Annotated in this window: 15 protein-coding genes; 1 reads left to right on the plus strand and 14 read right to left on the minus strand. The window is 42.3% G+C overall.

What is annotated here, in order from left to right; genetic code table 11:
• Positions 1-14: 14 nt before the first annotated feature.
• The 8 genes from ACDZ29_RS01215 to rpsU all read right to left on the minus strand — a co-directional run bounded on the left by ACDZ29_RS01215 (position 15) and on the right by rpsU (position 6424).
• Positions 15-977, minus strand: a complete 963-nt coding sequence (locus ACDZ29_RS01215) for a PhoH family protein (RefSeq protein ID WP_289325790.1) — start codon at positions 975-977, stop codon at positions 15-17.
• A 3-nt stretch (positions 978-980) separates the two neighbouring features.
• Complete coding sequence (gene yqfD / locus ACDZ29_RS01220; RefSeq protein WP_289315632.1) at positions 981-2168, minus strand: sporulation protein YqfD; 1188 nt, start codon at positions 2166-2168, stop codon at positions 981-983.
• Positions 2169-2183: 15 nt separating this feature from the next.
• Positions 2184-2468 carry a sporulation protein YqfC gene (yqfC, locus tag ACDZ29_RS01225; RefSeq protein WP_034308511.1) on the minus strand — a complete coding sequence of 95 codons (285 nt, stop codon included), beginning with the start codon at positions 2466-2468 and terminating at the stop codon, positions 2184-2186.
• 126 nt (positions 2469-2594) lie between these two features.
• Positions 2595-3092, minus strand: coding sequence for a hypothetical protein (locus tag ACDZ29_RS01230; protein WP_289325792.1), 498 nt, complete (start codon positions 3090-3092; stop codon positions 2595-2597).
• Positions 3093-3114: 22 nt separating this feature from the next.
• Entirely contained in the window at positions 3115-4119 is a 1005-nt protein-coding gene (floA, locus tag ACDZ29_RS01235) for a flotillin-like protein FloA (protein WP_370017081.1), read from the minus strand.
• A gap of 50 nt (positions 4120-4169) precedes the next feature.
• Positions 4170-5444 carry a nodulation protein NfeD gene (locus ACDZ29_RS01240; protein WP_375091082.1) on the minus strand — a complete coding sequence of 425 codons (1275 nt, stop codon included), beginning with the start codon at positions 5442-5444 and terminating at the stop codon, positions 4170-4172.
• A gap of 348 nt (positions 5445-5792) precedes the next feature.
• Positions 5793-6236, minus strand: coding sequence for a GatB/YqeY domain-containing protein (locus ACDZ29_RS01245; protein WP_289325794.1), 444 nt, complete (start codon positions 6234-6236; stop codon positions 5793-5795).
• Positions 6237-6250: 14 nt separating this feature from the next.
• Entirely contained in the window at positions 6251-6424 is a 174-nt protein-coding gene (gene rpsU, locus ACDZ29_RS01250) for a 30S ribosomal protein S21 (RefSeq protein WP_028391853.1), read from the minus strand.
• Between the two features lie 224 nt (positions 6425-6648).
• Between rpsU and ACDZ29_RS01255 the strand changes: the two genes are divergently transcribed.
• A complete protein-coding gene (locus ACDZ29_RS01255) occupies positions 6649-7581 on the plus strand; it encodes a Na/Pi symporter (protein ID WP_289325795.1) in 933 nt (310 codons plus the stop codon).
• Between the two features lie 292 nt (positions 7582-7873).
• On the opposite strand, the gene ACDZ29_RS01260 is transcribed toward ACDZ29_RS01255, so the two are convergent.
• The 6 genes from ACDZ29_RS01260 to dnaJ all read right to left on the minus strand — a co-directional run bounded on the left by ACDZ29_RS01260 (position 7874) and on the right by dnaJ (position 14195).
• Entirely contained in the window at positions 7874-8284 is a 411-nt protein-coding gene (locus ACDZ29_RS01260) for a hypothetical protein (RefSeq protein WP_289325796.1), read from the minus strand.
• A 749-nt stretch (positions 8285-9033) separates the two neighbouring features.
• On the minus strand, positions 9034-9705 hold the full coding sequence (deoC, locus tag ACDZ29_RS01265) for a deoxyribose-phosphate aldolase (RefSeq protein WP_370015849.1): 672 nt from the start codon (positions 9703-9705) through the stop codon (positions 9034-9036).
• Positions 9706-9860: 155 nt separating this feature from the next.
• Positions 9861-11198, minus strand: coding sequence for a tRNA (N(6)-L-threonylcarbamoyladenosine(37)-C(2))-methylthiotransferase MtaB (mtaB, locus tag ACDZ29_RS01270; protein ID WP_375089558.1), 1338 nt, complete (start codon positions 11196-11198; stop codon positions 9861-9863).
• A 6-nt stretch (positions 11199-11204) separates the two neighbouring features.
• The gene (locus ACDZ29_RS01275) at positions 11205-11957 is read right to left on the minus strand and encodes a 16S rRNA (uracil(1498)-N(3))-methyltransferase (protein ID WP_289325798.1); all 753 of its coding nucleotides are present in this window, start codon (positions 11955-11957) and stop codon (positions 11205-11207) included.
• 144 nt (positions 11958-12101) lie between these two features.
• Positions 12102-13043, minus strand: coding sequence for a 50S ribosomal protein L11 methyltransferase (gene prmA, locus ACDZ29_RS01280; RefSeq protein WP_289325799.1), 942 nt, complete (start codon positions 13041-13043; stop codon positions 12102-12104).
• Between the two features lie 36 nt (positions 13044-13079).
• A complete protein-coding gene (gene dnaJ, locus ACDZ29_RS01285) occupies positions 13080-14195 on the minus strand; it encodes a molecular chaperone DnaJ (RefSeq protein WP_207437135.1) in 1116 nt (371 codons plus the stop codon).
• Between the last annotated feature and the right edge of the window lie 251 nt (positions 14196-14446).

A 14446-nucleotide genomic window follows, 5' to 3' on the forward strand; every position in this document is an offset into this window, starting at 1 on the left:
TGGCGGATTTTTTCTTATGACTTCGCCTGCTCGTAAGCAGTAATGATTTTGGCGACAAGCGGATGCCTCACTACATCACTTTGTTCAAAATAAACAAAGGAAAGGCCTTTAATATTCTTCAAAATCTCTTCTACCCGGACCAGACCTGACTTCATGCCTTTTGGAAGGTCTATTTGGGTCCGGTCTCCCGTAATAACCATTTTCGATTCGAAACCTAGCCGGGTCAAAAACATCTTCATTTGGGCTTCTGTCGTATTTTGGGCTTCATCCAATATGACAAAGGCATCTTCAAGCGTACGGCCCCTCATATAAGCCAGAGGAGCTATTTCGATCGTTCCGCGTTCTATCATCCTTTGGGTCTGTTCCATCCCAAGAAGGTCATGGAGAGCGTCATACAGCGGACGTAGATAAGGATCTACCTTTTCTTTCAGATCACCAGGCAGAAAACCGAGGCTTTCGCCCGCTTCGACGGCAGGCCGTGTCAGGATGATCCGTTTAACATGTCCATTTTTCAATGCATTGATTGCCATCACCACAGCAAGATAGGTCTTCCCTGTACCGGCAGGCCCAATTCCAAATACCAGGTCTTGTTTCTTTATTGCCTGGATATAGTATCTCTGGCCGATAGTTTTGACTTTAATGGATTTCCCCTTAGCCGTTTTAGCGATTTCCTCATCATATAATTCTCCGAAATACTCCAATGTGCCTTTCCTAGCCAATTCAATCGCATAAAGCACATCTCTGGAACTGATTGCAATTCCTTTTCTAATCACTGTCAATAGTGCCTTAAGGATATCCTGCCCCATCGTTACCCGCTCGATATCCCCGGCAACACTCACCGCTTCACCCCGGGTAATGACGGAGATCCCAAGCTCCTCTTCAAGCACTTTTACATTTGAATCTCCATTGCCCAATAAAGCGATCGCTTCATTAGGTGATTCTATTTCCAACTTAATTACTTTCACATCATCTGCCATTCGTTAGTCTCCTTGAATGATTGGCTGTCCAATCGCTATATCTTCAATAACTTGGTAATGTATAGATAATTTAACTTTACCATTCTCCATGCTTTCGTGCAAAATTTTTTCTTCGACGATTTCATCTTCCTCGTCTAAATGCTTTTTCAATTCCGCTTTAGCCATTTTCCTGCCTTCCTTCACCGCCTCTTCCTCCGTATAACTTCGAACTATATCTTCCTTGCTCCTTAAGGTCACCTGTTTATAGGAAATGGGCAGTTCCCATTGAAGAAAGTGAAACGGCCTCACTGTCGTTTCTTTTACCTGTTTTTCATAACCTGGGTCCTTGAATCCCCAAACAGGCAGGGAGAAGTCCCCCATTTTCAAAAAGTGCCTGCTCGTTTCATTTCCGTTAAAAACAGAAAACTTAGTTTTTAACGGCACATCCACTTTCGCTTTATACCACGTTTTCCCTTTTATTACTCCCTGTGCTGATACAATTTCCTGTTTGTCCTCTTTTCCAATAAGTCCTGAAACAAGAAGCTGTCCTTTTCCTACATAATCATTCACATTAACTATAGATTGTCCTTTTTCAACGAACATATCAGTGATGATCGCTTTTTTGGAAGCCACCAAATTTTGTGGAGATGTTTTCTCGACCTCTTTAGGCTGCCGTTTTTCAACCACCCGGAAATGGTATGTCGTTCCCTTTAGCTCTACCCCTACCCATGTCAATGCACCAATCCGGTCCGACAGCTTACGCTGAATCGTATCCACATCATCAACAAAGAATTGCACTTTACCGATCTTCACACCCATCTTGTCCAATTCTTTTCGGATGGCATGCTCGGTTGCTGGCTTGGCATCTTGCACCTCGATGCCCCATACCATATTGGAAAGTACAAATATGCAAAGCAGGAAAGCGATCAGACCCACTAAAAACCCGCTGTTTTTCATAATCCTCTTCATTAGGAAAGGGAAACCCTTTCCCTGCATGAACTTTACTTTACAATCGCTCTTTCGCATGACCTGACGGAGTTTAGGGATATCCCTGACATCCATATGGAAAATCAGGGCCTCGCTGCCGACGCGCTTCACTTCCCAGATATGAAGCCCCCTTCTCGTCAGCATATTTATCAGCCGTTCTGCACCTTTGCCATAAGCTTTCACTTTTACATAGCCTGTATAATAGTTTGTCCATTGGTTTTTCATGGAGACCTCCCGGGATCATTCATTGATAAAATAAACCTTGTCAATTTTGCCTTCGAGCATGATTTCTTCCGGCAAAATCGTCTTTATGACAAAGGCGTTTCCCTTTATCAGCAACTGCCCATTTTTCAGCATCAATCGTACTTCGCTGTCTGTAAAAGCCAATAAGCCACGATGGTTTTCAATATAAATATGTAATTGACCGATCATAGTAATTCGCGGCAGGTCCATCATGACATCTTGCGGAAGGTCCATTGTTTTGGTCATAAGCTGTTTCACTTTTTTTCCCCAATTGCGTGCCATAAAAAAGAACCCCCTTTCATCTCAATGTATGAAATGAAAGAGGGTTCTAGCACAAAATTATAAGGGAATGAAAGTCTATTTTTTTCATGCATCAAGGACAGGCTGAAAAAGGCCCGGGGTGCCGAATTACCTTCTGGACCGCTGAAGACTTCGCTTCGCCCTTGGCGGTCCCAGCACTTCTGACATGATGATGCCATCAATCAGCTGCTTTTTCCCAAAAGACGGTCCTTTGCGATAGACCGGACTGTTATTATCAGATATCGCTGATGTAATTTGATCTGCCTTCGCTTTTTGATATAAACGCTCTTGATCGTACTTCTGCTGAAGCCGTCTAAGCTCCGCAATCCTTTTGTTCGCTTCGTTCTTCGTCTCATCGATTACTTCAAAAGCCTGTGTTGCCTGCTGATCTACTTTCCTTACGGGAGCAGGGGCAGGCCTTTGCTGCTGTTCCCCTTGTGACATTTCGCCCTGAAGCTCCCGCATGACCTCCTGCCATTTCTTTTTCGGAGGCGTGTTTGGATCATCATTTTGCTGCTTTTTCTTTCCTAACATGGACGTTAAGATACCGATCAAGACAACGATAAGGAATGGGTTCTTGAGAAAGAAATCAATAAAATCTCCCATTTAAAGACCTCCCTTCCCTGACCTAATTATTATTGTTATTGTTATTGTTGTTGATATTATTGTTATCCTTTGGATTTTCGGATATTTTACTGATGGAACCGCGCATATCCGTATCGGCCGTGATATTTTGGATATTCATATAATCCATCACTCCAAGATTCCCGCTTTTCAGTGCATCGGCCATGGCCAACGGAACTTCCGCTTCGGACTGAACAACCTTCGCTCGCATTTCCTGAACACGGGCAACCATTTCCTGTTCAAGTGCAACAGCCATTGCACGCCGTTCTTCGGCCTTCGCCTGGGCTATTTTCTTATCTGCCTCGGCTTGATCCGTCTGTAATATGGCCCCGATATTTTTCCCGATATCCACTTCAGCGATGTCAATGGAAAGAATTTCGAATGCCGTTCCAGAATCCAACCCTTTTGATAAAACCGTTCTAGAAATCAAATCGGGATGCTCCAGTACATCCGTATGCATTTTAGAAGCACCGATCGTCGATACGATCCCTTCACCTACACGGGCAATGATCGTCTCTTCACCGGCACCACCGACTAGACGTTCAATATTGGCACGAACCGTAATCCTTGCCTTCGCTTTTACTTCAATCCCATTCATCGCTACACCAGAGATGAACGGAGTTTCGATCACTTTCGGGTTAACGCTCATTTGAACGGCTTGAAGAACATCACGACCTGCCAGGTCAATAGCTGCACCCCGTTCGAAAGGTAAGACGATATTGGCACGTTCTGCAGCAATTAAAGCATTCACTACGCGATCGACATTACCCCCTGCAAGGTAATGGCTCTCCAATTGATTCGTTGAAACATTGATTCCAGCCTTATGGGCCTTGATAAGGGGATTAACAACCCTGCTTGGTATAACACGGCGAAGCCTCATCCCAACTAATGTAAATATACTGATTTTGACTCCTGCCGCCAAAGCGGAAATCCATAACATTACTGGTACGAATGTGAAAAACACTGCCAATACGATGATGGCAGCAATCACTGCCAGTACAATAAATATCGTTCCTGAAGTTATCACTTAATGATTCATCCTTCCTGTATCTTTTAATGTTAATTCGAATCCGGAATTTCCCGGACGACCACCCTAGATCCTTCAACTTTAACGATCATGATTGACGAACCTTTGGAAATAAAGCTTCCTTCAGTCACGACATCCACTCTTTCATCTTTGATCAAAGCTGTTCCCGAAGGCCTCAAATCTGTCATGGCCTTCCCTTCCACACCTAATAAATCAACTCTATTCGGATTGCTGACATACCCTTGTTCCGTTTTTGTTGCATCGGTTAATATCATTTTCCTGAAAAATTTCATTTGTTTTCCAAACACCTTTACAAGTAGGATGAATACCAAAATGGATACGGTGACCGCAATTAGCAAGGATATCGTCATATGAACAGGATCATCTGATGCGAGGAATAAACTCCCCACGATCGCTGTAAATCCAAGCAGTCCGATAATCCCCCCTGGGAGAAAAAACTCAATTAGAACGAGAATGACCCCAATGATGAACATAGCTAACGATTCGTACCCGGTGATACCAGCGACAAGATGGCCATAGAAGAATAAAACGAGACTTGAGATCCCAATTACCCCTGGAATTCCAAAACCAGGTGAAAACAATTCCATCACAATCCCGATTCCCGCTATCGTCAATAAAATGGGAACGACGATCGGATTGGTCAAAAAGCGGGCAAGTTTCTCAGGAAAGCTTTCTTCGATTGACCGAATATCGGCATCCTCGACCCCAAGTATACTATACAGCTCCGCTTTCCCAGAGACAGTGCCTTCACTATATCCAGCCTTTTTTGCCTGTTCAGCTGTAAATGTCAGCAACTTTCCTCTTTCCGCTCCATATTCGGGAAGATCGATGTCATCATCCGCCATCGCCTGAGCGAAAATGGGATCGCGTCCATTTTGTTCTGCAGCAGTCTTCATGGCAGCCAGCCAATAAGATTGCGCTTTCTTACCTGCAGCGTTCCCTGTTGAATCAATGACAGCCGCCGATCCCATGGTAGCACTTGGTACCATATAGATCTCATCTGCACTTAGAGAAATATATGCACCTGCAGATAATGCCCTGTTATTGACGTAGGCAACTGTCTTAATTGGTGAATCGGACAGTAACTTTGCGATTTCCCCTGCCGCATCCACAGCACCTCCAGGGGTATTCACTTCGAATACGACAAGATCTGCATCAGCTGCTTCAGCAGTGGTCAGCGCACGTTCCAAAAAGGCCGAGAGCCCCTTTTCCACCGTTTCTTCAATTGGAACATGGTAAACGATCTTTTCTTTTGCAGAAACCGACGATACCCCAAATGAAGACATGGTGAACAGCAATCCAAACAGGAGTACAGATAAATAACGCCAAATTTTCAACGGAACGCCCCCTTTCCCGTATTAAACGCTGTAAGTGCCTCCAATTTCATGAAGATACTTACCAGTAAAATTCAGGCCGCAACTAAAATTCGAATAAGGAGCAAATGAAGCAACCCTTTACTCTGTTCTTTAGTTATTACGTATGTATATGAAAAAGGTTTCAAAAAAAGCAAATAAAATTGAAAGTACCCCATATTATCTTGGACTTTGCTTCAATAATATACGCATAAAACCATGAAATACACAAAAACCACAGGCAATTGCCTGCGGTTAGGTTTCGAGTTTTAAGTTTCGAGTTCAAGATAGATGTTGTTGTACTAATTTGTTTACTAGAGAACCATCCGCTTTACCTTTAACTTTAGGCATTAAAGCTCCCATAACTCTCCCCATATCTGCTTTGGATGTTGCATTGACTTCTTCAATCGTTTGTTTAACAATATTAGAAATCTCTTCTTCTGAAAGTTGCTCAGGCATATATGCCTCTACGTATACTAGTTCGGTGCGGACTTTATCCACGAGATCGGAACGACCTGCGTTTTCAAACTCCTGGAGGGAGTCTTTGCGTTGTTTTAATTCGCGAGAGAGCACTGTCAATTCTTCATCATCTGTTAAATCTTGTCTCTGCTTTAGAGCTTCGTTTTGAATAGAAGCTTTCAGCATCCGAATAACAGATAGTTTGTCCTTTTCCTTGTTCTTCATCGCTTGTTTCATATCATTATTTAAACGCTCGAGAAGACTCATCTTTCCACCCTCTCTTAGAATTTACGTTTTCTAGCAGCTTCAGACTTTTTCTTACGTTTTACGCTTGGTTTTTCATAAAATTCACGCTTCCTAGCTTCCTGAAGCGATCCTGCTTTAGATACAGTACGTTTGAAACGACGAAGAGCATCTTCAAGCGATTCGTTTTTACGAACGACGGTTTTAGACATCTCTTTCCCTCCCTCCGAAAACAACACACTAACTCAAGTTGTCAACATGTTATACATGTACTAAACAATTATAATATATCATCTTTAGCAGGTCAACCAATTAAATCAAACTTATTTTGAATTTATTCATGTTATTATCATAACTTTTCTCTAAACGGCATGGAAATCCAATTTATAGCATGTCTCCTCTTAATGGACCATAAGATTATTAAGGGGTGACTGTTATGTTTGAGCTATTTTTATTCCTGCTATTCATTGCGATATTTTTGGCAGGTATGTCAGTTTTACGGATCGGACTGTTCAATATGTCCGGTGCAGCATTAAAGACTTTTCTATTAAAGGTAACGGATAAGCCATGGAAAGGTTTCATGGCCGGAACCATCTTTACGGGGATCCTGCAAAGCAGCTCGGCGGTCATGGTCATGACGGTCGGCCTCGTTTCTGCAGGAAGCTTAACATTCCCGCAAACAATCGGGATTATTCTTGGAACAAATATCGGATCCACCTTTACAGCAGAGTTCATGACCTTCTCTTTGGATCGTTGGATCATTCCCGGAGTTGTCAGCGGCGCTTTCCTTTGCTTCATGCCTAAAGTATTACCGAGAAGCTTAGGGATGTCCCTGATCGGAATCTCTGCCATCTTCGCGGCAATGAGTGGTTTTAAAACGCTTTCGACACCGATTGCTGCCTATCCATCCATACAGACGCTCATCCATTACATAGAGGGCCATATGATTTATGCCCTATTGGCCGGAATATTATTGACGGCACTCATTCATTCCAGTTCAGCAACCATCGGGATAGCCATGAGCTTTTTGATGAATGGGGAGTTATCCGTCGCTTCCGCAATCATCATCATGCTCGGATCCAATATTGGGACTTGCATCACCGGATACATGGCCAGCATCGGGTCTGGGAGACAAGCCGCCTTCACGGCTTATGCACATATTTGGCTAAACGTCATCGGGGTTGCCGCATTCCTGCCTTTTGTGGACACCCTGGAACGAACGGCTGCCTTTTTCACCGAAAACAAGGGGACACAGCTCGCCCATGCGAGTGTCATTTTCAATATCTTGACTTCTTTGGCTGTCTTGCCTTTCGCACGCCAATTCTCCAATTTCATTCTTTTGGCACATCGGCCACATATAAAAAAATAAAGGACTGTCCCAAAAGTCATTAGAAACTGACAATGGGACAGCCTCGAAGAAGATAGACATAAACTAACCGCTACAGATATCGAGGGTGGTAAACGATTACCAGAGGTTTTTTAGCTAATCTTTTTATAATTAGTTTTATGGTTTAATAAGCTCAAACCACTTAATATAACAGCAGCTAATATCAAAACGATCAAACCTTTATTAGAGAAAGATGTTAGATAAAAAACAGTTACTGCCATTATAAATAAAACGGTTATTAAAGTATTATATACCCAAAATTTTATCATGTATTTCACCACTCATCGTAAGTAGTTTTAGTTTTTCCTTTATAATTCTTTTCCTTATAGTGCACTGTTTTAATAATTCCAATCTTACCAGATTTCGTATTCCTTTTCACGTAAGATTTATAAGATGCGTATCCGTATAATTCTTTCACACCCAATGCAGTTGCAGTAAGAAAGGAAGGTATACCAACTCCAGGAATTAGACCACCAGCACTAACTGCCGTTATACCAATGAAAACCCCTTTTGATCTATCTGTATTACTAAACATTAATTTATAACTTGTGGGTAAAGAAGATCTGGACATACATTTGTATGCTGGGTAACATGCATCTGCTTTTTGAGGTGCAGCCATTGAAACGCCAATTAAAGAAAAAGCTAATGTTATTGATAAAAGTAAATTAAAAACCCGTTTTTTCATTTTCCTCCCCCTGTTTATGTATTTAATATAAGCACGTTTACTCCCCTTGTTACCCCCTAATATCTATTAAATCCACAATAAACTTTTTTTTGAATTTATAGGTTCCAAAAATGAACAGTACAAATTCAAAAATGGTACAGGTCCTCTTTTTTTATCGAAGAAATCAGAAAAACCAATATATTGGAGATATTTCTTGGACGACCGGAATATACCAACAGATTCGATTACATCACCAGTAAACGGACACGATCTTTGTTCACTATACAAAAACATACCCTTTAACTTCTGAAGAAATTTTTTGCAACAAGAGAAGTGCTAATAGAGAAAGTAACAAAGATACCAACGCCTTCAACATGAAAAGGATTGTCAAGGAACGAAAAGCTCAGAGGCGTCCACTTGTGAATTCGCCAGTTACATTTCAATCAATTAATGGAGAATTAAAGCGAAGGCAAAAGTAAACGTTTATTCTGAATCAAGACGCAAATTCTAAGCAAGATAAAAATCGAGATAGAGAGCATTTTTGTTCAAATCAAGGGCAATTGGTCTTTTCGTCGCTTTTCGCTTCGGAGAAACTAAATGTTATAGTCCGAACGGAGTTTTGAATCGTGGCAATGGTTTATATTTAAATGGCTGTCATCCTCCAGCTGTTTTCGGTAGATATTAAAGAAATAAAAAACAGGCGGAGAAAAATAAATTATTTTTCTCCGCCTGTTTTATTTTAAGGACTTATTATACAGCCCCATACAATATCAATAATCCGAATCAGCCGTTAAGCCCTTTACGATGGAGACACCTGCACTCGCTCCAATTCTTGTTGCACCAGCTTCAATCACGTTCTGGGCATCAGCCGTGTTGCGGACTCCGCCTGAAGCTTTGACACCGATATCGGGACCAACCGTTTTTCTCATTAGCGCGATATCTTCAACAGTCGCACCGCCGGTCGAAAAACCAGTTGATGTTTTAACATAATCCGTTCCCGCTTTTACTGCAAGTTCACAAGCACGGACTTTTTCTTCCTCAGTCAATAGAGCGGTTTCAATGATTACTTTCGATAGAGCTTTACCAGTGGATGCAGCTACCACAGCACGGATATCCCGCTCTACCAACTCATTATCCTTGTCCTTCAATGCGCCGATATTAATCACCATATCGACTTCGTGGGCGCCATTGCTGATGGCATCTTTCGTTTCAAAAGCTTTGGTTTCCGGTGTGGTTGCACCTAGAGGGAACCCGATAACCGTACAAACTTTTACATCTGAACCTTCCAAAAGTTCGCTTGCATACTTAACCCAAGTCGGGTTTACGCATACGGAAGCAAAGTTATATTCTCTCGCTTCTTCGCATAATACCTTAATTTGATCTTTGGTTGCATCTGCTTTTAATAACGTGTGGTCAATTAAACCTGCTACATTTTGTGACATTAATAATCCTCCTCAAAACAATCTATAACTAGTTGTACGTACCTCTCATGATACCATAGTTTATCCAATTTGACGATATATATAGTCTTTACCCGAATGTACCAAGAAACACGCAAGCAGAGGATAAAAAAAAAGACAGCAGAAAAACTGCTGTCTTAAATATTGGAAACTTGTTGCAACGGAAAATCCTTCACGACCGTCACGAACTGACCTTCACTAAATGGATAGCCAGACTTTGTAATCTTCACTTTTACGATTTCACCGACCATCTCATCCGAAGCTGGGAAGACGATTTTCATATAATTATCGGAGTATCCTTCATAAAGGCCATTTTCCAACTTCGTTTCAGGAATGACTTCAAGAACTTCCCCCTCAAATCGTGATGCATACTCTTTTGCCAGCTGGTCCGACAAAGCGATAAGACGGTGGACGCGTTCATTTTTGACTTCTTCATCCACTTGATCTTCCATACGCGCAGCCGGAGTCCCTGTCCGTTTTGAATAAGGGAAGACATGGAGTTCGGAGAATTTATATTTTTCTATAAAGTTATATGTCTCCATGAATTCTTCTTCGGTTTCACCCGGGAAACCTACGATGACATCAGAAGTAACAGCAAGACCCGGAAGTGCAATTTTTAACTTTTCGATTCGATCACCGAAGAAATCCATCGTATATTTACGTCTCATCCGTTTTAAAACCGTATCGGAACCCGATTGGATTGGAATATGCAAATGACGTACGACTTTTTTTGATTTCGTCAGCACTTCAATGATCTCATCTGTAATTTGGCTGGCTTCAATGGATGAAATACGGATGCGCTTCAGCCCATCGATTTTTTCCAGGTCCCGCAGCAGCATCGCCAAATTATAGTCCTTCAAATCGTCTCCATAGCCACCAGTATGAATTCCGGTCAAGACTAGTTCTTTATATCCTGCCTCGACAAGCTGTTCAGCTTGGTGAACGACTTCCTTTGGGTCGCGCGAACGCATTAATCCACGAGCCCAAGGGATGATGCAGAAAGTGCAGAAATTATTGCACCCTTCCTGAATCTTTAATGAAGCACGTGTACGGTCTGTAAAAGCAGGTACATCCAACTCTTCGTAGACACGGTTTTTCATGATATTTCCTACAGCATTGATTGGTTCACGTTCAACCTTGAATTGCTCGATGTAATCAAGCAGTTTAACCCTGTCCTGTGTTCCTACAACAATATCCACACCTGGTATGGCCATGATTTCTGCTGGCGATGTCTGAGCGTAGCATCCCGTTACCGCTATGACGGCATTCGGATTCTTACGAATGGCACGACGGATGACCTGACGGCTTTTTTTATCGCCAGTGTTTGTCACCGTGCATGTGTTGATGACATATACATCTGATGTGTTTTCAAACTCAACACGATCATATCCCCCAGTTTTGAATAATTGCCAAATAGCCTCTGTTTCATAATGATTCACTTTACAGCCTAATGTATGGAAAGCGACCGTTGCCATTTTTCATCACCTCAAAAGTTCTACATGATAAGAAACAGCGGAAAGTGCATATAAAGGTGCTGTTTCAGTTCTTAATATCCTTGGTCCAAGACCGCAAGCCACAAAACCGGCATCAGTCAGTTTTTCAATTTCCTTATCTGCTAACCCACCTTCAGGACCAAACACGAATAAGATCGATTGCCCTGGGGTGATATCTTTCAAGACAGATGCGAGTACAGAAGTTTCCCCACGTTTTGCCTCTTCTTCAAAAGCGATTAATTTATGATCGAATCCGGAAGCATACCCAGCTAGCTGAACTGCCGTCATCGGTTCCTTGATGGCAGGGATAACTGTGCGGTGAGATTGTTCAGCCGCCTCTTTTGAAATCTTCTGGAGCCTCTCCAATTTCTTACCTACCTTTTTGTGGTCCCATTTTACCACCGAACGAGCCGCAATAAAAGGGATAAATTCAAAGGCACCCAGTTCCGTACCCTTTTGAACGATATATTCCAATTTATCCCCTTTAGGCAGACCGCTCGCAATCACAACCCTCACAGGAAGTTCCTTTTCTTCATTCTTCCATTCGATAACGGTCCCTATAACAGCATCATCACTAATTTCCGAAATTTCCGTGACAGCTGTCATACCATTGCCTTTCACCGTAATGATCCGCTCCCCTGGTCCCATCCTCATGACCCTGGCGATATGATGAAAATCATCGCCTGATATCGTCACCGTGTTTCCATTGATGTCTTCTTCGTTAAGAAAATACCGTTGCACACTGCCACCCACTTCGTCTAGTCTAAAAACTTACAGGCTAACAGTCAGAGGCTTATTACCCGAATGCAAGCCATGCAAAGATTCAAGCTAAAAAAAGGTACTCTGACTATCAAAATACCCGATAATCAGAGTAACTTTTTTCAATTAATCATTTCTTTTCGCGATTATCGCTACCCAATCTTCCATCAAGATGGTTTCGGAAATGGTGAAGCCAGATCCCGTAATCGCATCCTTCACATCTTGTTTCTTAGGTTGAATGATTCCAGAAGCTATAAAATATCCGCCCGGTTTGACGACTTTCGCTACATCATCCGTAAAGCTCATGATCACTTCGGCAAGAATATTAGCCACGACGACATCCGCTTGTTCATTTACACCATCCAGCAAGTTACCTTTTGAAACGGACACTTTATCCTGCACGTTATTAAGTTCCACATTCTGTATAGCTGACTGTACAGCCACTTCATCCAAATCAAGGGACTGGATTCGTTTTGCGTCCAATAATGCAGCAGCAATGCTTAGAACACCAGAACCCGTTCCTACATCAACGACTAAATCCCCAGGCCGCACTGTACGTTCCAGCGCTTGGATGCACATGACCGTTGTCGGGTGTGTACCTGTTCCGAAGGCCATGCCTGGATCAAGTTCGATGATCAGTTCGTCACTGCTTACTGGAGTGTAATCTTCCCATGTTGGCACGATGGTAAAACGTTCGGATATCTTGACGGGATTATAATATTTTTTCCAAGCCGTCGCCCACTCTTCTTCATTCACTTCACTAATTGAAACAACATTCTTCCCAAGGTCTATATCAAAAAGGTGGAGATTATTGATTGATTCCTTAATAGCATCAACGGTTTCACCAAGAAAGCTGTTTACGGGAAGATAAGCCTTAATGACTACACCCTCATCCGGATAATCATCTGGGTTTAAGTGGTAGATTTCGCCAAAAACATTTTCGCGTTCCTTGACTAATTCTAGAGGATCCTCAATGACAACACCACTCGCACCTGCCTCATGAAGAATATTAGAAACAGGTTCAACCGCTTCATTCGTTGTTTGGATTGCAAATTCAGACCACTTCATAATCTACCAACTCCCAATTTGTTCTTTTACTTTTATTCACCTATCTTTAAATGCACGTTTCACTTTTGAGAAAAAGCCATCTTCTTGTTCATCTATACCTTGTCCGCTGATATCGCTGAACTCACGAAGCAGATCCTTTTGTTTTTCCGTTAATTTTTTAGGCGTTACCACTAATACGACCACATGCTGATCTCCTTGGCCATATCCTCTGACGTTAGGAACACCTTTGCCTTTTAAACGGAAACGCGTGCTTGTTTGTGTACCGGCAGGGATCTTCAGCTTCACTTTTCCATGAAGGGTCGGAACTTCTATTTCATCGCCTAATGCTGCCTGAGCGAAAGTAACCGGCATTTCACAATAGATATCATCGCCATCCCGCTCAAAGAATTCATGGCTGCGTACATGGAAGACAACATACAGGTCTCCAGCTGGACCGCCATTGATTCCTGGCTCTCCTTGGCCGGTTACACGCAATTGCTGACCATCATCAATTCCGGCTGGCACCTTAACTTGGATCTTTTTACGTTTTTGGACTTTTCCGTCACCGCCACATGTTGAGCATTTATTAGGAATGATTTTTCCTGTTCCTTGACAATGGTGACATGCTCTCCGGTTCACAATCCTTCCGAACGCTGTGTTTTGTTCAACATTCAATTGACCGGTTCCATGACAATGTGAACAATTTTCCACTTTTGTGCCTGGTTTGGCACCGGATCCTTTACATGTATCACAATTCTCTTCACGCGGAATTTCGATTTCAGTATCTTTTCCAAATGCAGCCTCTTCAAAAGAAAGCGTCATCGTATACTGTAAATCCGCCCCTTGACGCGGTGCATTAGGATCTCTCCTACGTCCGCCGCCACCAAAGAAGCTACTGAAAATATCTTCAAAACCGCCGAAACCACCAAAGTCCTGACCACCAAAGCCCTGATTTGGATCTGTATGTCCGAATTGGTCATAATGGGCCTTTTTCTGTTCGTCACTCAATACTTCGTAAGCTTCCTTGATTTCCTTGAATTTATCCGCAGCATCGTCCGCTTTATTAATATCAGGGTGATATTGTTTGGAGAGCTTTCGATACGCTTTTTTGATTTCATCCTTCGAAGCACTCTTCGAAAGGCCTAACACCTCATAATAATCGCGTTTACTCATATCTAAAATCCACTCCCGATTCGATTCACATAAAGGTAATATTATCACTGAACGAAGATAATAATCAACTAGAAAAGTACAAACAGGCTTTAACACTTTTTTGTAATTGGTAATGCCAGCCCCAAATTGCACACATTTATTTCTAAAATCCCATGATTCCCCAACAGCGATTGTAAGATTAAAAGAAAACCAGATGCCCTGTTCCCTGACAATGATTCCCTTCACTGTAAAAAAAGCCAAAGTCAAGATAA

The sequence above is a fragment of the Peribacillus sp. RS7 genome, assembly GCF_041956845.1.
Classification (GTDB): domain Bacteria; phylum Bacillota; class Bacilli; order Bacillales; family DSM-1321; genus Peribacillus.